The 21,198-nt window shown below is 61.3% G+C and carries 19 protein-coding genes; 6 read left to right on the forward strand and 13 right to left on the reverse strand.

Annotated elements, in window-relative coordinates:
- Positions 1–2: 2 nt before the first annotated feature.
- Positions 3–992, forward strand: a complete 990-nt coding sequence (locus AACV02_RS12050) for a Csu type fimbrial protein (protein WP_372239727.1) — start codon at positions 3–5, stop codon at positions 990–992.
- Here the strand turns inward: AACV02_RS12050 and AACV02_RS12055 are convergent.
- Both AACV02_RS12055 and AACV02_RS12060 read right to left on the reverse strand, forming a co-directional pair.
- Positions 989–1,726 (reverse strand): anti-sigma factor family protein, encoded by a 738-nt coding sequence (locus AACV02_RS12055; RefSeq protein ID WP_119739808.1) that lies wholly within the window; start codon positions 1,724–1,726, stop codon positions 989–991. The genes AACV02_RS12050 and AACV02_RS12055 overlap by 4 nt on opposite strands.
- The gene (locus tag AACV02_RS12060; RefSeq protein ID WP_106578821.1) at positions 1,723–2,229 is read right to left on the reverse strand and encodes a sigma-70 family RNA polymerase sigma factor; all 507 of its coding nucleotides are present in this window, start codon (positions 2,227–2,229) and stop codon (positions 1,723–1,725) included. The genes AACV02_RS12055 and AACV02_RS12060 overlap by 4 nt, the downstream gene beginning before the upstream one ends.
- 168 nt (positions 2,230–2,397) lie before the next feature.
- Between AACV02_RS12060 and AACV02_RS12065 the strand changes: the two genes are divergently transcribed.
- Positions 2,398–3,480, forward strand: coding sequence for a catalase family peroxidase (locus tag AACV02_RS12065; protein ID WP_119739810.1), 1,083 nt, complete (start codon positions 2,398–2,400; stop codon positions 3,478–3,480).
- A complete protein-coding gene (locus AACV02_RS12070) occupies positions 3,477–4,016 on the forward strand; it encodes a cytochrome b (protein WP_119739812.1) in 540 nt (179 codons plus the stop codon). The genes AACV02_RS12065 and AACV02_RS12070 overlap by 4 nt, the downstream gene beginning before the upstream one ends.
- An 18-nt stretch (positions 4,017–4,034) precedes the next feature.
- On the opposite strand, the gene AACV02_RS12075 is transcribed toward AACV02_RS12070, so the two are convergent.
- Positions 4,035–5,186 carry a M14 family metallopeptidase gene (locus AACV02_RS12075; RefSeq protein WP_106578818.1) on the reverse strand — a complete coding sequence of 384 codons (1,152 nt, stop codon included), beginning with the start codon at positions 5,184–5,186 and terminating at the stop codon, positions 4,035–4,037.
- 465 nt (positions 5,187–5,651) lie between these two features.
- Entirely contained in the window at positions 5,652–6,002 is a 351-nt protein-coding gene (locus AACV02_RS12080; protein ID WP_119739815.1) for a DUF6124 family protein, read from the reverse strand.
- Between the two features lie 130 nt (positions 6,003–6,132).
- On the opposite strand from AACV02_RS12080, the gene AACV02_RS12085 reads away from it, so the two are divergent.
- A complete protein-coding gene (locus AACV02_RS12085; protein WP_119739817.1) occupies positions 6,133–6,768 on the forward strand; it encodes a LexA family protein in 636 nt (211 codons plus the stop codon).
- On the opposite strand, the gene AACV02_RS12090 is transcribed toward AACV02_RS12085, so the two are convergent.
- Genes AACV02_RS12090 through AACV02_RS12105 form a run of 4 tightly spaced genes read right to left on the reverse strand, consistent with a single transcriptional unit; the run spans position 6,765 to position 12,289 of the window.
- The gene (locus tag AACV02_RS12090) at positions 6,765–8,690 is read right to left on the reverse strand and encodes an acetyl/propionyl/methylcrotonyl-CoA carboxylase subunit alpha (RefSeq protein ID WP_119739819.1); all 1,926 of its coding nucleotides are present in this window, start codon (positions 8,688–8,690) and stop codon (positions 6,765–6,767) included. The two genes, AACV02_RS12085 and AACV02_RS12090, sit on opposite strands and share 4 nt — an antisense overlap.
- Complete coding sequence (locus AACV02_RS12095) at positions 8,687–9,493, reverse strand: gamma-carboxygeranoyl-CoA hydratase (protein WP_106578814.1); 807 nt, start codon at positions 9,491–9,493, stop codon at positions 8,687–8,689. Before AACV02_RS12095 ends, AACV02_RS12090 begins: the two co-directional genes overlap by 4 nt.
- A gap of 14 nt (positions 9,494–9,507) precedes the next feature.
- Entirely contained in the window at positions 9,508–11,115 is a 1,608-nt protein-coding gene (locus AACV02_RS12100) for a carboxyl transferase domain-containing protein (protein WP_119739821.1), read from the reverse strand.
- 10 nt (positions 11,116–11,125) lie between these two features.
- The gene (locus AACV02_RS12105) at positions 11,126–12,289 is read right to left on the reverse strand and encodes an isovaleryl-CoA dehydrogenase (protein WP_106578812.1); all 1,164 of its coding nucleotides are present in this window, start codon (positions 12,287–12,289) and stop codon (positions 11,126–11,128) included.
- 163 nt (positions 12,290–12,452) lie between these two features.
- On the opposite strand from AACV02_RS12105, the gene AACV02_RS12110 reads away from it, so the two are divergent.
- Positions 12,453–14,090 (forward strand): AMP-binding protein, encoded by a 1,638-nt coding sequence (locus tag AACV02_RS12110; RefSeq protein ID WP_119739823.1) that lies wholly within the window; start codon positions 12,453–12,455, stop codon positions 14,088–14,090.
- A 673-nt stretch (positions 14,091–14,763) separates the two neighbouring features.
- On the opposite strand, the gene AACV02_RS12115 is transcribed toward AACV02_RS12110, so the two are convergent.
- The 3 genes from AACV02_RS12115 to AACV02_RS12125 all read right to left on the reverse strand — a co-directional run bounded on the left by AACV02_RS12115 (position 14,764) and on the right by AACV02_RS12125 (position 17,285).
- A complete protein-coding gene (locus tag AACV02_RS12115) occupies positions 14,764–15,663 on the reverse strand; it encodes a hydroxymethylglutaryl-CoA lyase (RefSeq protein ID WP_106578958.1) in 900 nt (299 codons plus the stop codon).
- A gap of 16 nt (positions 15,664–15,679) precedes the next feature.
- A complete protein-coding gene (locus AACV02_RS12120; RefSeq protein WP_106578810.1) occupies positions 15,680–16,072 on the reverse strand; it encodes a MerR family transcriptional regulator in 393 nt (130 codons plus the stop codon).
- A 277-nt stretch (positions 16,073–16,349) separates the two neighbouring features.
- Positions 16,350–17,285, reverse strand: coding sequence for a LysR family transcriptional regulator (locus AACV02_RS12125; protein WP_017136514.1), 936 nt, complete (start codon positions 17,283–17,285; stop codon positions 16,350–16,352).
- A gap of 166 nt (positions 17,286–17,451) precedes the next feature.
- On the opposite strand from AACV02_RS12125, the gene AACV02_RS12130 reads away from it, so the two are divergent.
- Entirely contained in the window at positions 17,452–18,681 is a 1,230-nt protein-coding gene (locus AACV02_RS12130) for an acyl-CoA dehydrogenase (RefSeq protein ID WP_106578808.1), read from the forward strand.
- A 147-nt stretch (positions 18,682–18,828) separates the two neighbouring features.
- Here AACV02_RS12130 and AACV02_RS12135 read toward each other — a convergent pair whose 3' ends face one another.
- Complete coding sequence (locus AACV02_RS12135; protein ID WP_119739825.1) at positions 18,829–20,154, reverse strand: substrate-binding domain-containing protein; 1,326 nt, start codon at positions 20,152–20,154, stop codon at positions 18,829–18,831.
- 199 nt (positions 20,155–20,353) lie between these two features.
- Positions 20,354–21,166 (reverse strand): exodeoxyribonuclease III, encoded by an 813-nt coding sequence (xthA, locus tag AACV02_RS12140; RefSeq protein WP_106578806.1) that lies wholly within the window; start codon positions 21,164–21,166, stop codon positions 20,354–20,356.
- Positions 21,167–21,198: the final 32 nt, after the last annotated feature.

A 21,198-nucleotide genomic window follows, 5' to 3' on the forward strand; every position in this document is an offset into this window, starting at 1 on the left:
GTGTGCAGGTCAAGGATTGGCTGTTGCGGTTACTGCTGTTGGCGAGCCTGGGCGTGTCGGTGCAGGTGCAGGCGGTGTGCACGGTGGGCGCCACCGTGCCGGCCAGTTTCGGCACCACGGTGAGTTCTATGACCGTGCGCACCACCTCCCAGCCGAGTTCGACCACCAACGCTGGGTTGAGCTGCACGCCAGCGCTGCTGTCAGTCTTGACCTCCAATGACCATTTCTATGCGACCGTCACCGGCTCCTCGCAAGGCGGCCTGGTCGGGCCGACCGGGGATGTCATCAGCTATACGATCTACGCCAACAACACCACCGCGTTCCCAATGACGCGCGGCACCGCGTTCGATTTTGGCGGCAGTGGTGGCATTGCCGCCTCCCTTGGCCTGGTGTTCGGGCCGGGTACCAAAATTGTGCCGCTGTATTTCGCCACCACCGTCGGCAGTAACGTGGCGGCAGGTGTGTACACCGAAACCCTGAGTATCTTCTGGAACTGGAACTACTGTTCAGGCATTGGCATTGGTGGGATTTGCGCGGGCCGCGAGATCAACAACGGCACGACCACGCTGAATGTGAGCATGACCGTGGTCAATGACTGCCAGATCACTACGCCCGCCATCGCCTTTGGCAGCGCGCCGGTGGTCAGTGCATTTTCCACCGTCAACGGGCAGGCCAGCGTTGCCTGCACCAAGGGCAGCGCCTACACCGTGGGCCTCAGTGACGGGCAGAACCCGGTGAGTGTGGGTGGCCGCCGGCAGATGGTGTCCGCCGGTAACTTTCTTGCTTACGACATCTTCAAGAGTGCCAGCACGACCCGCTGGGGCAGCGTGGGCACGGCGCGTCGGGCCAGTTCAACGGCCGAGGTCAACCCTGGCAACGGCCTGGGCACCGGCAGCCAGGTGTTCAACTACAACGCCAAGGTCTACACCGACCAGACCACGCCGCCGGGCGGCACCTATCTGGACAACGTGGTGCTGGACGTGGGCTTTTAGAACTTCATCATCTGCGTGGTCGGCTGATCCACCGGGCTGACCATTGCGTAGTTGTAGCCGCTGCCGGACCAGTACTCGGCCTGCAAACCATCGGCGCTGCGGCTGCCGCGGGGCAGAAAGCCGTTTTCCGGGCCAGGCGGGCGGATGTAGAAGCTGATGCGCCGGCCTTGCGGGTCTTCGTACAGCACCATCGCCGCAGCGCCCTGTTCAGTGGTGAGCAAGCGCCCGCTGACCGGCTTGAAACCTGCCTGGCTCAAGTCCGGCAGGCGGTGCGCCTGGTTGAAGTAGCGATCCAGCCAGGCCTGCATCGAGCCGCCGTCCTGGGCGTTGTAGTCGGCGGGCATGATGCCATCCTGGGCAAACAGGCGGAACGCTTGCATGGCGTCGGCCATCGGCAACAGGGCAGGCTGGGTCGCTTCGCGGGCGTGCCAGCCGCCAAAACCGCCCAGGCTGACGGCGATCAACAACACGGCAGCCGTGGCGAAGTGGCGACGCGATTGGTGTTTGATGCGTTGGCGAATCAGCGCCGGGTCCAGCGCGGGGTTGGTCGGTTGTTGCAAGGCCCCGCTCAATGACGCGCGCAGTGCTTGCGCATCCTGTTGCCAGGCATGCACCTGGGCAGCGACGTCGGGGTGGGTCGCCAAGTAGGTTTCAAGCACGCGGCGATCGCTCTCCAGCAGTTGGTGATCGACGTAGGCGTGCAAATCGCGTTCGCTGGGGGGCAGGCTGATCATTTGAGTATCCGCAGGGAAGGGCTGGCAATTTCGCCATCACTGAGTTGGCGCAGGGCCTGGCGCGCCCGGGACAAGCGCGACATGACGGTGCCGACGGGCACCTCGAGGATGACGGCAACCTCCTTGTAGCTTAAGCCTTCGACCGACACCCAGAGCAACAGGGCGCGCTGTTCGGTGTTGAGTTGGTCAAAAGCCTGCAAGGCCGATTGGGCCATCACCGTGCGCTCCACCGAAGGTTGCGCGTCGTCACGGCCGGTGAAGAAGTCGAGCATGCGCGCGTAACGCCGGCTGCGGCGGTGGGCGTCGAGGAATTGCCGGTAAAGAATCGAGAACAGCCACGCGCGCAAGTCGCCTTCGATGCGTTTGTCGGCCCATCGGGTGATTGCGCGTTCCAGAGTCGACTGCACCAGGTCGTCGGCGCTGCTGGTGTTACGGGTCAGGGACACGGCAAAGCGCCGCATCCTGGGGATCAGTTCACGTAACTGTTCGTCGAGTTCATGCATGGGAATCTGGCTGGTCGCTACGCTGGGACTAGAGAGACGTCTGACGTTGAAGGTTATTCCCAAGCCTGAAAAATAAACACAGGGCGTGGGAATAGAGCGGATCGGCGTTCGTCTTAATGCTCCGACCTTATGTTTCACCGCTTAGGCCTCTGGCCCTGGAGTCACTTCATGGTAGATCACTCATCACCGCCCCGTCCTCCGTTGAGTACCGCGAGCCTGATCGCACGGCTCGCCGGTATCGGTGCCGTGGTTGCCGTTGTTGCCGGGGCATTTGCCTACGTCAACGGCACCCTCGACCCACAGCGCCTGCGCCCCAAAACCCTGGTTAATGCCCTGGAAACCAATAACGGCCTGCACCCTGGTTTTCGCCGCAACCATGCCAAGGGCGTGTGTGTGGCGGGTTACTTCGAGAGCAGCCCCGAGGCGCGGGCGTATTCCAGTGCCCAGGTGTTCAGCGAAGCGAGAACGCCGGTGATCGGCCGATTTGCCTTGCCCAGTGGCAACCCTTACGCGCCGGACAGCAGTGTGCCGATCCGCAGTTTTGCCTTGCAATTGAGCCAAGCCAACGGCCAGCAATGGCGCACCGGGATGAACAGCATGCCGGTGTTTCCGGTGGGCACGCCTGAAGCCTTTTACCAGATGCTCAAGGCGGGCGCGCCAGAACCGGCCACCGGCAAGCCGAACCCGGCGGGCATGCCGGCGTTTTTTGCCGCGCACCCGGAGACTGCGCCGTTCCTGGCGTGGGTCAAGACGGCCAAGCCGTCGGCCAGCTATGCGACAGAGACCTACAACGGCATCAATGCGTTTTATCTGGTCAGCGCTGACGGCAAACGCCAGGCAGTGCGTTGGGGCGTCGTGCCGCAGAGCCAGGATGCAGCGGGCGATACCGCACCGTCGGGCAGTGACTTTCTTGAAAAAGACCTGGTGCAGCGCCTGGCGTCCGGCCCGCTGCGTTGGCAGCTGAACATGACCCTGGCCAACCCTGGTGACCCGCTGGACGATGCGAGCAAAACCTGGACCGGCGAACACAAGGTGCTCAACGCCGGCACGCTGGTACTGCAGAGCAGCCAGCCGCAAGCGGACGGCGATTGCCGCGATATCAACTTTGATCCGCTGATTTTGCCCAGTGGTATCCAGGCCTCCGACGACCCGCTGCTGGCGGCGCGTTCGGCAGCCTACGCCAGCTCGTACGTGCGTCGTGCCGGTGAAGTCAGCCCGCTGCACAGCGCCCCTCAGGAGTCGAAGCCATGAATGTTCAACCACGCTATTTCGCGCCGCTGGCGCGCGTGCTGCATTGGCTGATGGCGCTGATGGTCATCGCTATGTTGTTTATCGGTGCGGGCATGGCGGCGTCGGTGTCGGAGCGCCATGAGTGGCTGATCCACCTGCATAAACCATTGGGAATTGCGATTCTGGCGCTGGTGATCGTGCGGCTGGTGGTGCGTTTTTCCACTCGGCAACCGCCGCTGCCTGATGATTTGCCGCTGTGGCAAAAGTTGGCCGCCAAGGCCTCTCATGTGCTGTTGTACGCGTTGATGCTGGTGTTGCCGCTGCTGGGCTGGGCGATGATTTCGGCGGCCGGTGACCCGGTAATGCTCAGCAGTTCAGTGCAGTTGCCGGCGTTGGTGGGGGCGAATGCGCCGTTGTTTGCGGTGTTGCGCAAGGCCCATGGGTATCTGGCGTATCTGCTGTTTCTGACGGTGCTGTTGCACCTGGCGGCGGCGTTGTTTCACGGGTTGATTCGCCGTGACGGCGTGCTGCAAAGCATGACCGGCACCAAGGACTGATGCCGGGGGCGGGACGGTTTAGCGCAGTGCCGTGACGATATCGGCAACCGTGCTCAAGACGTCCTTGCCCAGCTGTTTGGAGCGCTCACCTGACCAACCGGTTTTCGGGTTGGGCGCATCGTCGTTGTCCTTGAAGGGCATCTCCAGGGTCAGCGACAGACAGTCGAATTTCTCTCCGACGGCATTGCAGGCCAGCGTCATGTTGGCCTCGCCCGGCAGGTCGCGGGTGTAACCGTGGGTGGTTTGGAAGTCGCGAGTCAGCGCGCTCAAGTGGCTGCGGAAGTGTTTTTCCAGCGCTTCGAGGCGAGGCGTGTAGCCCGGGTTGCCTTCGCAGCCGGCGGTGAACACGTAGGGGATTTCTTCGTCGCCGTGAATATCGAGAAACAGATCGACGCCGTATTTTTCCATCTGCTGCTGGGCGAACAGCACTTCAGGGCTGATTTCCTGACTGGCGCTCTGCCAGGCACGGTTGAGGTCCTGGCCCATGGCATTGGTGCGCAAGTGGCCGTGGAAGGCGCCGTCGGGGTTCATGTTGGGGATCAGGTACAGGTCAGCGACGGACAGCAGTTTTTTCAACTCGGCGTCACCGTCCTGTTGCAGGCGTTCAATGACGCCTTCCATGAACCATTCGGCCATGTGCTCGCCGGGGTGCTGCTGGGCGATGATCCAGACCTTGCGCTGGCCCTCGCCACCCTTGCCGCGGCGCAGCAGTTGGATATCTCGGCCTTCAGCACTTTTACCGGTGGCGAGTAACTGGGTGCCGGCGCGGGTCATGGCCTGCTCGATCAAGGCGTCGTGACGTTCGCGGCTGTAGGGTTCGAAGTAGGCGATCCAGGCTTGTTTTTCGCGGGTTTCCAGGCTGATGTGCAATGTTTCGCCATCAAAGCGCGTGGGGACGCGAAACCAGTTGATATGGTCGTAGGACGCCACGGCGTTGTAGCCGCTCCAGGCATTTTTGTAGGAGGACTGACTCGCGTTACTCAGGCGGAAGGTGTGGGTGTGGCCCACGTGCATGCCTTCGGCCTTGAAGTGGAACCACTGGAAGTGTGCGCTGCGGGTGTCGGGTTTGATCGCCAGCAATAACTGATAGGCATCACTCGCATCCAGAACCTGGATGTTGCCACTGTCGAAGTCGGTGCTGATCTTGATGGAGGTCAAGGCCACGGTCATAGTCTGATTGCCTGAATATGAGTGTTGTGGCGGATATCTTACACAGGAGTCAGGCAAAATCTTGATGCAATATTTTTGCACGGAGGAGGGGGCGTCATCCTTGACGCAGCAGCAGCTTAGAATCTATGAGATTGATTCTCAAGCGCTATTTCGGAAAGATCGGGGCTAGAGCGCTCGTTCGGCTTTCTTTTGACGATGGTCTTTTGCTACCATGCGCGCCATCAAGCAACACACAGTCTTCATTAGCCTGAAGCCATGCCAGGGAAACTGGCAAAAAAAAGACCCGGCCAAAGAGCCGGGTCAAAAACCGTGATTAGCCTGATGAGGAGATATTCCAAGAGTCCGACCTAAGGTCCCTTGGTCTATCGACTGATCTCGCGATCAGCTGAGCCCAATAATAATCATTATCATTTGCAAGTCAAATGTTTTTATCCGCGGGATAGAAATATTTTTTCGTTGTGTCTGTTATACGCTTGCCTGAGCCACCGGCGACTGCAGCGTCCGCTCCACCATCACCTTCGCCATATCAATCAAATACACCACTGAAAACGCCAGGTCCCGCTGGTTGCCCTGCCGGCTGCTCGCCAGTTCGTAGGCCGCCGCTGCCGCGCTGCGTAACAGCTCCGAAGCATGCACCAGCGCGTCCTCGTGGCTGACGTTGGGCTTGATGTCGAAGAAACACTCGTCCGGGAGCGGTGCCGACACATCGTCTTTCAAGTAATGATCCAATGCGCGCTGAGCCGCGCCGCTGGTGCGCAGCCCCGACAGTTGTTCGGTTTCAGCGGTGCCGGGCAGTTGATACGGGCGGGTCGTCATGAGGGTGGCTACTCTGAGTGAATGTCGAAAACCTGCGCCCGATACTAATACGAATCGTATTTATGTCATTTGATGGATTACTACAAACTGTTTATTGTCGTGGCCTTTGCACAACGTATTGTCACCGCCCATGGATAACTGGATAGCGTTGGTCAAAGCCAACATGAAAGACCGCAAGGTCACGCAGGATGAACTGGCTGAACGCCTGGGCATGTCCCAGGGTGGCGTGGGCCATTGGCTCAACAAGCGTCGCGTGCCAAGCCTGGCGGACATGAACCGGGTACTTGCCGAGTTAGGGTTGGAGTATCTGGAGGTTGCGCTCGAAATTCGGCCGAAAGCCGATCAGGCGCCGACCCTGGAAAAACACTACAACCCGTATTTTCGCTACCCGGTCAGCGACTGGAAGGGCGTCTGCGAAATACGCGAAGAGCGCCCGGTCTACGGCGCCGCACGTTTTGAACTGACCGATTACCACGCCCGGGGCGAAGCCTACTGGCTGCCTGTGACGGGAGATGCGATGACTGCCCCCAGTGGTTTGAGTATTGGCGCAGGCATGTTGATTCTGGTGGACCCGGCCATTGATGCCGAACCCGGCAAACTGGTGGTCGCCCAATGGGCCGACAGCCCCCAGGCGACCTTTCGCCAGTTAATGGAAGAAAGCGGCCAGCGCTACCTGGTGCCGCTCAATCCCACTTATCCCAAGCAGCTGTTTACCGATGACTGCCGAATCCTCGGCGTTGTCGTGCAAGCCACGGCGAAGTTTTAATCCGCTGTTTCCAGCGCCACCAGGGCACTGCCTTCGGCAACCATTTCACCTTCCTGGCAAAACAGCGCCTTGACCACGCCGGCGTGCGGCGCGCGAATGCTGTGCTCCATCTTCATCGCTTCCAGGACCACCAATTGTGTACCGGCTTCGACGGCCTGGCCGACTTCCACCAACACCCGCACGATGCTGCCGTTCATCGGCGCCGTGAGCCCACCCTGATGAGATTGGTTGGCCTCGACCGCTGCAATCGGGTCGAACAGGCTCACTGCATGCATCTCGCCGTCCCAGCGCAGGTACACGCAACCTTCGCCGCGCACCGTCAGATGGGCACGGCGTACGCCGTTGTGCTCAAGCCACAACTGCTCGCCACGTAGCTGCGCAGCGCCTCCACCCAATGTCACCCGTCGATCCTGCGCGCCGCTGCTCAAATGCAGCGAAACCTCGGCAGGCAGCCCCGCGCGAAAACCCCGCGTGTCCGCCCACGGCCCATCACCTGGCGGCAGACTCTGCATAAGCGCTGAGCCTGCGGCCTGCCAGAATTCGTCGCTGAATTCGCCCGGCACTGGCAACAACTCAGCCTGGTAGCGCGGAATAAACCCGGTATCCAATTCAGCCGCCGCAAACGCCGGATGGCCGATGATGCGCCGCAAAAAGCCCAGGTTGGTCTTGAGCCCACCCACCGCGAATTCATCGAGCATGCTCAACAAACGCAGGCGCGCCTGTTCACGGTCTTCGCCCCAGGCAATCAGTTTGCCCAGCATCGGGTCGTAGAACGGCGAAACGCTGTCGCCTTGTTCTACCCCGCTGTCCACGCGACGGCCCGGGCCGGGTGCGCTTTCGCGGTACAGCGCGAGGTGCCCGGTGGCCGGCAGAAAATCATTGGCCGGGTCTTCGGCATACAAGCGCACTTCAATCGCGTGCCCGATCAAGGGCACCTGGTTCTGGGTGATCGGCAGCGGCTCGCCCTGGGCGACACGGATCTGCCAGGCCACCAAATCGAGGCCGGTAATCGCCTCGGTCACCGGATGTTCCACCTGCAGCCGCGTGTTCATTTCCATGAAGAAAAACTCGCCACGCGCGTCGAGCAAAAACTCCACCGTGCCCGCGCCCACATAACCGATGGCCTGGGCCGCGCGCACGGCGGCTTCGCCCATGGCTTTGCGCTGTGCAACGCTCAGGCCCGGCGCCGGCGCTTCTTCCACGACCTTTTGATGGCGACGCTGAATCGAGCAGTCGCGCTCATTGAGGTACAAACAGTGGCCGTGCTGGTCGGCAAAGACCTGGATTTCCACATGACGCGGCTTGATCAGGTATTTCTCCACCAGCATCTGCCCGTTGCCAAACGACGACAGTGCCTCACGCTGTGCGGAAGCCAGGGCCTCGGCCAGTTGGCTGACGTCCTCGACCACCTTCATGCCCTTGCCGCCGCCCCCCGCAGTGGCTTTGAGCAGCACCGGATAGCCGATGCGCTCGCAGGCCGCGCGGAAGGTGTCCAGGTCCTGAGCTTCGCCGTGGTAACCCGGCACCAGCGGCACGCCGGCTTTTTCCATCAGCGCCTTGGCGGCCGATTTGCTGCCCATTGCATCGATGGCCGAGGCGGGCGGGCCGAGGAAGATCAACCCGGCCGCTTCAATCGCGCGAGCAAAACCGGCGTTTTCCGATAGAAACCCATACCCGGGATGGATCGCCTGGGCGCCGCTGGCTTGGGCGGCGGCAATCAGCTTGTCGATTTGCAAGTAGCTGTCGGTGGCCTTGCTGCCACCCAGGTCGACACGGATGTCTGCCTCGCGGCTGTGGCGCGCATCACGGTCGATGGCGCTGTGTACCGCCACGGTGGTCAGGCCCATGGCCTTGGCGGTGCGCATCACTCGGCAGGCAATTTCGCCGCGGTTGGCCACCAGCACAGTTGTCAGTGGGCTCATGAACGCGGCTCCTGTGCTTGCCAGCTGGGCGGGCGTTTTTGCAGGAAGGCGCGCAAGCCTTCCTGGCCCTCGGCGCTGACGCGAATCCGCGCGATGGCGTTTTCGCAATAGCGGCGCAACGCCGGGGTGAGGGCGCCGTTGCCCACTTCGCGCAACAAGTCCTTGCTGGCGCGCATCGCCGCAGGGCTGTTGAGCAGCAGGTTGGCGATCCAGTGTTCGACGTGCTGATCCAGCTCACCGGCGGGGTAACTTTCTGCCAACAGGCCAATGTCGCGTGCCCGCTGGCCGCCAAAACGCTCAGCGGTCAGGGCATAACGCCGCGCCGCACGTTCGCCGATGGCCTGCACCACGAACGGGCTGATCACCGCCGGAGCCAGGCCGATGCGCGCCTCCGACAGGCAGAACTGCGCGTCATCGGCGCCGATCGCCATGTCGCAGCAACTGATCAAGCCCAGCGCGCCGCCATAGGCCGCGCCCTGCACAACGGCCAGGGTCGGGATTTTCAGCTTGGCCAGGTTGTACATCAACTCCGCCAGCTCGCGGGCGTCGTCCAGGTTGGTGTGGTAGTCCAACTCGGCCGATTGCTGCATCCACGCCAGGTCGGCACCGGCACTGAAGTGCTTGCCGCGCCCGCGCAGCACCACGAAGCGCAGCGACGAATCGCCCTGCACCTGGTCGAGCGCGATGATCAGTTCGCGGATCATTTCGGCGTTGAACGCGTTGTTCTTGGCTTCGCGGCTGAGCCACAGCGTGGCAAAACCACGGCGGTCGGTGATCAGTTCGAGGGTGTTGAAATCGCTCATGGGTACAGCTCCATTTACATGCGGAACACGCCGAAGCGGCTCGGCTCGATGGGGGCGTTCAGCGAAGCGGACAAGGCCAGGGCCAGCACGTCGCGGGTCTGCAGCGGGTCGATGACGCCGTCATCCCACAAGCGCGCGCTGGAGTAATAGGGATGGCCCTGGGTTTCATACTGGTCGAGGATCGGCTGCTTGATCGCAGCTTCCTCTTCGGCGCTGAAGCTTGCGCCGGCGCGTTCGGCTTGTTCACGCTTGACCTGCACCAGCACGCCGGCCGCCTGTTCGGCACCCATCACGCCGATGCGTGCATTGGGCCACATCCACAAAAAGCGCGGGTCGTAAGCCCGGCCGCACATACCGTAGTTACCGGCACCAAAGCTGCCGCCGATGATCACCGTGAATTTGGGCACCTTGGCACAGGCCACCGCGGTGACCAGCTTGGCGCCGTGCTTGGCGATGCCGCCGGCTTCGTATTTCTGGCCGACCATGAAGCCGGTAATGTTCTGCAAAAACAGCAGCGGAATCCCGCGCTGGCAGGCCAGTTCGATAAAGTGCGCGCCTTTTTGCGCGGCTTCGGCGAACAGAATCCCGTTATTGGCCAAAATCGCAATCGGGTAGCCGTGCAGGTGGGCAAAGCCACACACCAGCGTGGTGCCAAACAGTGCCTTGAATTCATCGAACACCGAGCCGTCGACCAGCCGCGCAATCACTTCGCGCACATCAAACGGCTGCTTGGCATCGGCCGGGATCACGCCGTAAAGCTCTTCGCTGCTGTACAGCGGCGCCACCGGCGGGCGTTGCAGCAACTGGCCCTGTTTGCGCCAGTTGAGGTTGGCCACGCTGCGCCGGGCCAGGGCCAGCGCGTGTTCATCGCTGTCGGCATAGTGGTCGGCCACACCGGAGATCTTGCAGTGCACGTCGGCGCCACCCAGGTCTTCAGCGCTGACCACTTCGCCGGTCGCCGCTTTCACCAGCGGCGGGCCGGCGAGGAAGATGGTCGCCTGCTGACGCACCATGATGGCTTCGTCGGCCATGGCCGGCACGTAGGCACCGCCCGCGGTGCACGAGCCCATCACCACCGCAATTTGCGGGATGCCCTGGGCGCTCATGTTCGCTTGGTTGAAGAAGATCCGCCCGAAGTGCTCGCGATCCGGGAAGACCTCATCCTGACGTGGCAGGTTGGCGCCACCGGAGTCCACCAGGTAAATGCACGGCAGGCGGTTCTGCTCGGCGATGGTCTGCGCGCGCAGGTGTTTTTTTACCGTGAGCGGGTAGTAGGAGCCGCCTTTTACCGTGGCGTCGTTGGCGACGATCATGCATTCGACGCCTTCTACGCGGCCGATCCCGGCAATCACCCCGGCCGCTGGCACGTCTTCGCCGTACACCTGATGGGCCGCCAGTTGGCTCAGTTCAAGGAATGGCGAGCCCGGGTCGAGCAAACGATTGATCCGCTCACGGGGCAGCAGTTTGCCGCGCGACGTGTGCCGCTCCTGAGCCTTGGCGCCACCGCCTTGCTGCACGTGGGCGAGCAGGCTGTGCAGGGCGTCGACCTGTAGGCGCATGGCTGCGCTGTTGTCGGCAAATTCTGCCGAACGCGGGTTGAGTTGGGTGTGCAAGGTGGCCATGGGCGCTCCTTCAGCGGGTTTCGTTGAAGAGTTCGCGGCCGATCAGCATCCGGCGAATCTCACTGGTGCCGGCGCCGATTTCGTACAGCTTGGCGTCACGCAGCAGGCGCCCGGCGGGGAATTCGTTGATGTAACCGTTACCGCCCAGAATCTGAATGGCGTCCAAGGCCATTTGTGTGGCGCGCTCGGAGCTGAACAGGATGACCCCGGCGGCATCCTTGCGCGTGGTCTCACCGCGCTCGCACGCCTGCGCCACCGCGTAGAGGTAGGCGCGCCCGGCATTGAGCTGGGTGTACATGTCGGCGACCTTGCCTTGGATCAGCTGGAATTCGCCGATGCTCTGGCCGAACTGCTTACGGTCGTGGATGTACGGCACGATCAGGTCCATGCACGCCTGCATGATGCCGATCGGGCCGCCCGCCAGCACCACGCGTTCGTAGTCCAGGCCGCTCATCAGCACTTTCACGCCGCCATTGAGTGCGCCGAGGATGTTTTCTTCGGGCACTTGCACGTCATCGAAAAACAGCTCGCAGGTGTTGGAGCCGCGCATGCCGAGCTTGTCGAACTTGTTGCTGCGGCTGAAGCCTTTCCAGTCGCGCTCGACGATAAATGCAGTGATGCCGTGAGGGCCTTTCTCCACGTCGGTCTTGGCGTAGATCACGAAGGTGTTGGCGTCGGGGCCGTTGGTGATCCAGGTCTTGCTGCCGTTGAGCACATAGTGGTCGCCGCGTTTTTCGGCGCGCAGTTTCATCGAGACCACGTCGGAGCCGGCGTTCGGCTCGCTCATGGCGAGGGCGCCGATATGTTCGCCGCTGATCAGCTTCGGCAGGTATTTGAGCTTCTGTTCGTGGCTGCCGTTACGGTTGATCTGGTTGACGCACAGGTTCGAGTGAGCGCCGTAGGACAGCCCGACTGACGCCGAGCCTCGGCTGATTTCTTCAATGGCTACCACGTGGGCCAGGTAGCCCAGGCCGGCGCCGCCGTACTCTTCCGGCACCGTAATGCCGAGCAGGCCCATGTCACCGAACTTGCGCCACATATCGGCGGGGAACAGGTTGTCACTGTCGATTTGAGCCGCGCGGGGCGCGATTTCCTTGGCCACGAAGGACTGCACCTGGTCGCGCAGCATGTCGATGGTTTCGCCGAGGGCGAAGTTCAGGGACGGGTAACTCATGGACAGGCACCTTAATGTGAGCTTTGTTGTTGTGTGGTTAAGCGCCGGGGAGGGCGCTCACCTTTACGTTAACGTAAGCTTGCGTTGCGAGGCTGTCAATCGTAGTTTACGTTTACGTCAAGCAGCCGCCGTCCACCTTACAAAAAAGACAAAAGGGGTCGTTATGGATCAACCGAATCAGAGCTACAGCCGTGGCGCTCAGGACAAGGCGTTGCTGGCCATGACCATAGGCCAGGCCTTCGATAACACGGTCTCGCGCTACCCCGAGGGTGAAGCGTTGGTGGTGCGCCATCAGCAACGCCGCTACACCTGGCGGCAACTGGCCGAGGCGGTTGATTTGCACGCCCGTGCGTTCCTGGCCCTGGGCATGCAGGCCGGCGACCGCCTGGGCATCTGGGCGCCCAATTGTGCACAGTGGTGCATCACCCAGATTGCCAGCGCCAAGCTTGGCGTGATCCTGGTCAACATCAACCCGGCCTACCGCAGCAGTGAGCTGGAATACGTGCTCAAGCAGTCCGGTTGCCAATGGCTGGTGTGCGCCGGGTCATTCAAAGGCTCCGATTACCACGCCATGTTGCAGGCACTGAGCCCCAACCTGGGCGCCATGATCAGCCTCGATCCCAACCCACCCCAGGGTTTTTTGCCCTGGTCGCAGCTGGCGGCCCTGGGCGCTGGCGTCCCGCCCGAACAACTGCACAGCCGCCAGGCCAGCCTGCATTTCGACCAGGCCGTGAACATTCAGTACACCTCTGGCACCACCGGGTTTCCCAAGGGCGCCACCCTCAGCCATCACAACATTCTCAACAACGGTTACATGGTTGGCGAAAGCCTGGGCCTCACGGCCCACGACCGGCTGGTGATCCCGGTGCCGTTGTATCACTGCTTTGGCATGGTCATGGGCAACCTTGGCTGCATCACCCACGGCACCACGATGATTTACCCGAATGACGGCTTTGATCCGCTGCTGACCCTCAGTGCCGTCGCCGAAGAGCGCGCCACCGGCCTCTACGGCGTGCCGACCATGTTCATCGCCATCCTCGATCACCCCCGCCGCGGCGAATTCGAGCTGACAAGCTTGCGCACCGGGATCATGGCCGGGGCCACATGCCCTATCGAGGTGATGCGCCGCGTCATCAGCGAACTGCACATGGGTGAAGTGCAGATTGCCTATGGCATGACTGAAACCAGCCCGGTGTCACTGCAAACCGGTGCCAATGATGACCTCGAGCGCCGCGTCACGACTGTGGGCCGCACCCAGCCGCAGCTGGAAAACAAGATCATCGACACTGCTGGCAATACCGTCGCGCGCGGTGAAATCGGCGAGCTGTGCACGCGCGGCTACAGCGTGATGCTCGGCTACTGGAACAACCCCGATGGCACCCGTGACGCCATCGATGACGCGGGCTGGATGCACACCGGCGACCTGGCGACCATGGATGAACACGGTTACGTGTGTATCGCCGGGCGCAACAAGGACATGATCATTCGCGGTGGCGAAAACGTGTACCCGCGCGAGCTCGAAGAGTTTTTCTTCACCCACCCGGCGGTGGCAGATGTGCAAGTCATTGGCATCCCGGATGAGCGTTACGGTGAAGAGATCGTCGCCTGGGTCAAGTTCCATCCGGGCCATCTGGCCAACGAGCTGGAGCTGCAAACCTGGTGCAAGGGGCGCATCGCGCACTTCAAGACGCCCAAGCATTTCAAATTCGTGGAAGAGTTTCCGATGACGGTGACGGGCAAGATCCAGAAATTTCGCATGCGCGAAATCTCGATCGCGGAGCTGATAAGCCAGTCCAACTGACAACCCCACCCCATCTGGTAGCGGGCTGGCTCGCGACTGCGCAGGGTCAGCCAGCCCATCTGACACTGACAAACCGCCTTCGCGAGCAAGCCCGCTCCCACCTTTTGATCGGTGCCCGACACGCATTTGTCGAATCCCGGAAAGCACAAAGGGGACCCGAAGGTCCCCTTTAATTTGTCGTTGCGTGCTCTTTTTTATTATTGAGGGGCGGCCTGTTGTTGTTTTTAGCAGCCGTTACCCTTTACCGCTGTTTTGGGCGACCCCCATCCGGGGTCAAGAGCAAACGTATTTTTTTGAGCGCTGATCTGCTTCTTCGTTACCGATCCAACCAGTGGCAGCTACCTGAGGTAGTTTTATTTTTCTCTAACCGGTTGCGGGTTTCGGCATGCCGTACCCTGCGAAGCACATCTTCTCCAAAAAAATCTGTTAGCTGCGTCTCTGCCGTGTTGTTTTTGTTATGTCAGAGTCGTTTCGTCTTATTTTTATTAGGTTTGGCGCTTTTTATTCTTGTTATGCAATAGAGATAGCAGAAGCCGTGCCAACTTTTTAAATTCCTTTTAAATCAATGGCTTGAGTTTTTAGTAGGAAAATACGTACGGCGAATGCGACAAAATATGTTCCCGTGTTACTCGATATGTAGCCGTGCGGTAACACATTGTCACAGCCGCTCTACTCAACTGGCGTTACGCGCCTTGGCAACCCGCGACCCGGTAGGCCGGCCAAGCACGCTGCTGATTTGCTGGCCCGCGAGAATCAGCGCCTGCAGGTCGATGCCGGTGTCGATGCCCAGGCCGTTGAGCAGGTACACCACGTCTTCCGTCGCCACGTTACCGCTGGCGCCCTTGGCGTAAGGGCAGCCGCCGAGGCCCGCGATGGAGCTGTCGAACACCGTGATCCCTTCCAGCACACTGGCGTAGATATTCGCAATCGCCTGCCCGTAGGTGTCATGGAAGTGCCCGGCCAGCTTGTCCCGTGGCACCTGCGCGCCGACCACCTCAAACAACCGCCGCGTAGCGCCCGCCGTGCCGGTGCCGATGGTGTCGCCCAGGGAAACTTCATAACAGCCCATGGCATACAACTCGCGTGCGACCGCCGCGACCTGTTCCGGCGCGATGTCACCTTCGTAAGGGCAACCCAACACACACGACACATACCCGCGCACGCTGACGCCGTGCTGCCTGGCCGCCGCCATGATGGGCGCAAAGCGCTCCAGGCTTTCGCTGATGGAGCAGTTGATGTTGCGCTGGGAAAACGCCTCGGACGCGGCCGCAAACACGGCGACTTCCTTTACGCCAGCGGCCACGGCGTCTTCAAACCCTCGCAGGTTCGGTGCGAGTGCGCCGTAGGTCACACCGGGTTTGCGCTGTATTTGCGCAAACACTTGCGCCGACCCGGCCATCTGCGGCACCCACTTGGGCGAGACAAAGCTGCCCACTTCGATATAGCTCAAGCCTGCGTCGGTCAGGGCATCCACCAGTTGGACCTTGTCGGCCACGCTGATGGGCTGGGCTTCGTTCTGCAGGCCGTCGCGCGGGCCGACTTCCACCAGGCGTACGTGTGAGGGGAGGGGCATGATGGCTACCTTATCGTTATTGGCCAACCTGGCTCATGGTCTGCGCCAGGGCCTGGGTGCAGCGCTCTTCGGCGGTGTCCAGTTCCAGCTTCATCTGTTCGATATCCAGTAGTTGTTGCTCAAGCTGCTCACGGCGTTCGGCGATTTTGGCGAGCATGCTGTTGAGCTGGATGTGGTTGCCGCTGCTGGGGTCGTAGAGTTCGATCAGCTCGCGGCACTCGGCCAGGGAGAAACCGATGCGCTTGCCACGCAGGATCAGTTTGAGGCTGACCTTGTCGCGCGCCGAGTAGATGCGCTCCTGGCCCCGACGTTCCGGGGCCAGCAGGCCTTGTTCTTCATAGAAGCGAATGGCGCGGGTGGTGATGTCGAGCTCGCGCGCGAGGTCGGAGATGCTGTAAGTCGTGCTCATGGGGGCGCTCAAGAAGGTCTTGGCGCTAAGCTAATGTCAGGTTGACGTAAACGTCAAGCTGCCTTTCCAACCTTATGAGCGGGCGTGTTGTGGCGAGCAGGCTTGCCCTGCGTTGGGGGGGAAGCGCCCGCAATAAATATTGATTCAATTTTCAGCAAAAACGCGGCGCTGGGGGTTGGGGCTGCTACGCAGCCCAACGCAGGGCAAGCCTGCTCGCGACAGAGAGCCTGTTTGCCACAGAGAGCCTGCCAGCCACAAAAGGTCTGCTTGCCACGGGTCAGGCTTGCTTGCCGTCGAGCTTCTTCTCATGCGCCGTCACCTGTTGGCACAACTCGATCATTTGCTCGCGCATCCAGCGGTTGGCCGGGTCCTGGTCGGTGCTTTCGTGCCAGTACAGGTGGGTTTCCACCGGCGGCACGTCATTAACCGGCAGGTTGAACCAGTGCAATTCATGACGGCGGGCGAAGCGCTCGGGCACGGTCATCACCATGTCGGTCTGCTGCAACACTTGCGAGGCCATCAGGTAATGCTGGGAGCGCAGGGCGATCTTGCGCTGGATACCCATCTTGCCCAGCGCCAGGTCCACATGGCCCAGGCCGTTGCGGCGGCTGGAAATATGGATATGCGTCAGCGACAGGTAGTCATCCAGCGTGAATTTGTCCTTGCCTGCCATCGGGTGGCCTTTGCGCATGGCGCACACGTAGCGGTCTTCCATCAGCTTGACGTGGCGCACTTGCGGGTCGGTGTTAAGCGGCGCATCCACGGCAAAATCCAGGCGCCCGGCCGCGAGTTCCTTGGTGGTTTCGCGGCGTTTGGACAGGAAACTCTCGATCACCACCGTCGGCGCCAGGCGGCGCAGGCGCTGGAACAACAACGGCAGAATCACCGCTTCGGTGAGGTCGGTCATGCTGATGCGGTAGGTCTTGGCGGCTTGCTGCGGGTTGAAAATCCGGCTTTCCTGCACCGACACCCGCAGCAACGACAACGCATTGCGCACCGGGCCGATGATGTTCTGCGCCATCGGCGTGGGCACCATGCCTTGGGCCGTGCGCACGAACAGCGGGTCATTGAAGGTTTCGCGCAAGCGCGCCAGCGCGTTGGACACCGCCGGCTGGGTAATGCCGACGATCTGCCCGGCACGGGTCAGGTTGGCTTCGGTGTAGATCGCGTCGAAGACAATAAAGAGGTTGAGGTCGACCTTGCTCAGATTCATTTCGTTGCGCTCTTATTGTTAGGTGGCGATTTATCAGGTGTTCAGGCGTCGATCATATATCGGTGATGAATGTTAATACACGCCGAGAATAGGCTAGGTAAATTATCAGCGCTGTTCTAGCATCGATTGCATGACCTAAACAACCTCTCAGAGAAGGGAGCTGCTCATGGATTTCGCCTATTCGCCCAAGGTTCAGGAACTGCGTGAACGCGTCACCGCATTCATGGACGCTTACGTTTACCCGGCCGAGCCGGTGTTCGAACGCCAGGTCAGCGAAGGTGATCGCTGGCAGCCCACCGCCATCATGGAAACGTTGAAGGCCAAGGCGAAGGCCGAAGGCCTGTGGAACCTGTTCCTGCCCGAATCCGAACTGGGCGCCGGCCTGACCAATCTCGAATACGCACCACTGGCCGAAATCATGGGCCGCTCGCTGCTGGGCCCGGAGCCGTTCAACTGCTCCGCCCCCGACACCGGCAACATGGAAGTGCTGGTGCGCTACGCCAACGAAGAGCAAAAACAACGCTGGCTCGAGCCGTTGCTGCGCGGCGAGATTCGCTCGGCCTTTGCCATGACCGAGCCGGACGTGGCGTCTTCGGACGCCACCAACATGGCTGCCCGCGCCGAGCGCCAGGGCGACGAGTGGGTGATCAACGGCAAAAAATGGTGGACCTCCGGCGCCTGCGATCCGCGCTGCAAGATTTTGATCTTCATGGGCCTGAGCAACCCGGATGCGCCACGTCATCAGCAGCACTCGATGATCCTGGTGCCGGTGGATGCCCCTGGTGTGAAAATCGTGCGCCCATTGCCGGTCTTCGGTTACGACGACGCCCCGCACGGCCACGCCGAAGTGCTGTTCGACAACGTGCGTGTGCCGTACGAAAACGTACTGCTCGGCGAAGGTCGCGGCTTCGAAATTGCCCAGGGCCGTCTTGGCCCAGGCCGTATCCACCACTGCATGCGCTCCATCGGCATGGCCGAGCGCGCGCTGGAACTGATGTGCAAACGCTCCGTCAGCCGCACCGCGTTCGGTAAACCGTTGGCCCGCCTGGGCGGCAATATCGACAAGATCGCCGACTCACGGATGGAAATCGACATGGCCCGTCTGCTGACGTTAAAAGCGGCGTACATGATGGACACCGTGGGCAACAAAGTTGCGAAAAGCGAAATCGCGCAGATCAAGGTGGTGGCGCCGAATGTGGCGTTGAAGGTCATCGACCGCGCCATCCAGATTCACGGCGGCGCTGGCGTTTCCAACGACTTCCCGCTGGCCTACATGTACGCCATGCAACGCACCTTGCGCCTGGCCGACGGCCCGGATGAAGTGCACCGTGCGGCAATCGGCAAGTTCGAGATCGGCAAGTACGTGCCCAAAGAGCTGATGCGCAGCGGGCAGTAAGTGTGGCGAGCGGGCTTTGCCCCGCGTAGGGCTGCGCAGCAGCCCTAAAACCCTGCGACCGGTTCTGCCTGGAAGCGTGATTATGGGGCTGCTTCGCAGCCCTACGCGGGGCAAGCCCGCTCGCTACGCAGGCGTGCTCGCCAGGCGTCAGTGCACCCAAACCTCCACTCGCCGATTTTTGATCCGCCCCTCATCCGCCGTGTTCGCCGCCACCGGCATCTGCGCGCCGAACCCGAGAATATCGCGCAGCACCACGCCGTTCCTCACCAGTTCGCGGCGCACCGCCATTGCCCGCAATTTCGACAGTAGCGCGGCGCGTTGTGGGTCATTCTTGGCGTCGCCAAACCCTACGAGCGTCACCTGCTTGTCGAGCTTGTCGTGGCTTTTCAGGTACGCCACCACCCGCTGCAGATCCTGGCGTGCCTTGTTGTCGAGGCTGGCGCTGCCCTCTTCGAAGCGAAAATTCACGCTCAATCGCTGGGCCTCACGCGCGATGGCTTGATAGTCCGCAGGCATCGACGGGCGCGGCTCCACGCTGATCGCCTGCACCTGCTGCGCGATAAAACCGTTGGCTGCAACAATCGCCTGGCCTTTGCTGCTCTGGGTAAAGTCCACGAGCGCCTTGGCCCACGCGTTGTGGCTCGATGGCGGCAGGTAAAAGAACAGTCGGCGTGACAGCGGGTAGTCCTCGGTGGCAATCAGACTGTTCAACGGCAACATCGGTTGTGAGTCGCCATCGACGATTGCCACAGCCTTGGCCTGGCGCACATACGGCAGGCCGATGAAGCCGATGCCCTGAGCGTCCTGGCTTACGGCATCGGACAGTTGCTCACTGGACTCAAAACGCTTGGCAGGCGCCAGGGGTTTACCGCGCAGGCGTAGCACCAGTTCCTTGAAGGTGTCGTAGGTGCCGGACTGATCATCCCGGGCATACAAATGAATCGGCCCGCCGATGCCACCCAGTGCCTCCCACGTGTCGACTTCGCCATTGAAAATTTGCGCCAGTTGCTCGGTGTTCAGGGTATTCAACGGGTTTTTCGGGTTGAGGATAATCGCCAGGCCATCAATGGCGATCACTTGCTCAGCCTCGGGGCTTTTCAGGTCGCCCAAGGGTTCAAGGTCCACCAGTTCGCTGTCCTTGATCGGGCGCGACGACGCGGCGAGGTCGGCGCTGAGGTTTTTCAGCGCAGCGAACCCGGTACTGGAGCCGTGGGCCGCCACCTCGATGGTGACCGTCCTGCCTTGGCGGGTCTTGCCGATCACGCGCTGCTCATTGGCGCCGTCGCCCGGTTCACTGTGCACCGCCTGCACGCCCTGGTGTTGCATCATGCCCATGACCAGCGCGGGCCCGAGCGCGGCGCCAATGGTGTTGGAACCCTGGATGCGCAACGCGGGGCCTTGGTCGGGAACGGGCAGGGGAGCGGCAACTGCGTAGAGGGGCAGGATCAACAGAAGCAGAACGCGCAGCATCATGCCGGCACCTTCTTAAGCCAAGGGGAGTGCCGGGAGATTAAGTCAGTAAGGTTTCAACGGTGTGACTGGCACACAACCAACCCAAAGTTGGGGGCTGGCTTGCCTGCGATAGCATCAACCCGGTTTAGCTGGAAGGCCTGGGTGCCTGCATCGTCGGCAAGCCAGCTCCCACACGAGCCAGCTCCCACTTTGAGTCGCGTCAGCTCAGTTCCAGCCAGATCGGCGCGTGGTCGGACGGTTTTTCCAGCGCCCGAAGCTCGTAGTCCACGCCGGCATCCTTGACCCGCGGCACCAGGCCGTTGGACGCCATAATCACGTCAATGCGCAGGCCACGCTTGGGCTCATCTTCGAACCCACGGCTGCGGTAATCAAACCAACTGAAGCGGTCGGCCACGTCCGGGTTGAGGTGGCGGAAGCTGTCCACCAGGCCCCAGTTTTTCAGACGGGCCATCCACTCGCGTTCTTCTGGCAAGAAGCTGCATTTGCCGGTTTTCAGCCAGCGTTTGGCGTTGTCGGCGCCGATACCGATGTCGCAGTCTTGCGGGGAGATGTTGATGTCGCCCATCACCACCAATGCCTGGTCATTGCTGAACTGGCTTTCCAGCAGGTGCTGCAAATCTTCGTAGAAGCGTTTTTTGGCCGGAAACTTGGTCGGGTGGTCGCGGCTTTCGCCCTGGGGGAAGTAGCCGTTCATGATGGTCACAGGGTTGCCGTTCTCATCGGCGAAGGTGCCCCAGATGAAGCGGCGCTGGGCGTCTTCTTCATCGCTGGCAAAACCTTTGTGCACGCTCAGCGCTTCTTTGCGCGAGAGCAGGGCCACGCCGTAGTGGCCTTTTTGGCCGTGGTAATAAACGTGGTAGCCCAACGCCTGCACTTCGGCCAACGGGAACTGGTCATCATGAACCTTGGTTTCCTGCAGGCCGATCACGTCCGGTTGATGCTTTTCAATCAGCGCCGCCAGCTGATGAGGGCGGGCGCGCAGCCCGTTGATATTGAAGGAGACGATTTTCATGGTCGGCAGTCCAGTCTGGCAAAAGGGCGATG

This window comes from Pseudomonas sp. Larv2_ips (assembly GCF_963879675.1).
Taxonomy (GTDB): Bacteria; Pseudomonadota; Gammaproteobacteria; order Pseudomonadales; family Pseudomonadaceae; genus Aquipseudomonas.

Bases quoted from the DNA above. Each gene is read 5' to 3' on its own strand.
- AACV02_RS12100 (WP_119739821.1), bottom strand. From the start codon at position 11,115: ATGGCCACCTTGCACACCCAACTCAACCCGCGTTCGGCAGAATTTGCC.
- AACV02_RS12090 (WP_119739819.1), bottom strand. From the start codon at position 8,690: ATGAGCCCACTGACAACTGTGCTGGTGGCCAACCGCGGCGAAATTGCC.
- AACV02_RS12085 (WP_119739817.1), top strand. From the start codon at position 6,133: ATGGATAACTGGATAGCGTTGGTCAAAGCCAACATGAAAGACCGCAAG.
- AACV02_RS12135 (WP_119739825.1), bottom strand. From the start codon at position 20,154: ATGATGCTGCGCGTTCTGCTTCTGTTGATCCTGCCCCTCTACGCAGTT.
- AACV02_RS12125 (WP_017136514.1), bottom strand. From the start codon at position 17,285: ATGAATCTGAGCAAGGTCGACCTCAACCTCTTTATTGTCTTCGACGCG.
- AACV02_RS12055 (WP_119739808.1), bottom strand. From the start codon at position 1,726: ATGATCAGCCTGCCCCCCAGCGAACGCGATTTGCACGCCTACGTCGAT.
- AACV02_RS12120 (WP_106578810.1), bottom strand. From the start codon at position 16,072: ATGAGCACGACTTACAGCATCTCCGACCTCGCGCGCGAGCTCGACATC.
- AACV02_RS12095 (WP_106578814.1), bottom strand. From the start codon at position 9,493: ATGAGCGATTTCAACACCCTCGAACTGATCACCGACCGCCGTGGTTTT.
- xthA (WP_106578806.1), bottom strand. From the start codon at position 21,166: ATGAAAATCGTCTCCTTCAATATCAACGGGCTGCGCGCCCGCCCTCAT.
- AACV02_RS12070 (WP_119739812.1), top strand. From the start codon at position 3,477: ATGAATGTTCAACCACGCTATTTCGCGCCGCTGGCGCGCGTGCTGCAT.
- AACV02_RS12080 (WP_119739815.1), bottom strand. From the start codon at position 6,002: ATGACGACCCGCCCGTATCAACTGCCCGGCACCGCTGAAACCGAACAA.
- AACV02_RS12110 (WP_119739823.1), top strand. From the start codon at position 12,453: ATGGATCAACCGAATCAGAGCTACAGCCGTGGCGCTCAGGACAAGGCG.
- AACV02_RS12115 (WP_106578958.1), bottom strand. From the start codon at position 15,663: ATGCCCCTCCCCTCACACGTACGCCTGGTGGAAGTCGGCCCGCGCGAC.
- AACV02_RS12065 (WP_119739810.1), top strand. From the start codon at position 2,398: ATGGTAGATCACTCATCACCGCCCCGTCCTCCGTTGAGTACCGCGAGC.
- AACV02_RS12130 (WP_106578808.1), top strand. From the start codon at position 17,452: ATGGATTTCGCCTATTCGCCCAAGGTTCAGGAACTGCGTGAACGCGTC.
- AACV02_RS12105 (WP_106578812.1), bottom strand. From the start codon at position 12,289: ATGAGTTACCCGTCCCTGAACTTCGCCCTCGGCGAAACCATCGACATG.
- AACV02_RS12075 (WP_106578818.1), bottom strand. From the start codon at position 5,186: ATGACCGTGGCCTTGACCTCCATCAAGATCAGCACCGACTTCGACAGT.
- AACV02_RS12060 (WP_106578821.1), bottom strand. From the start codon at position 2,229: ATGCATGAACTCGACGAACAGTTACGTGAACTGATCCCCAGGATGCGG.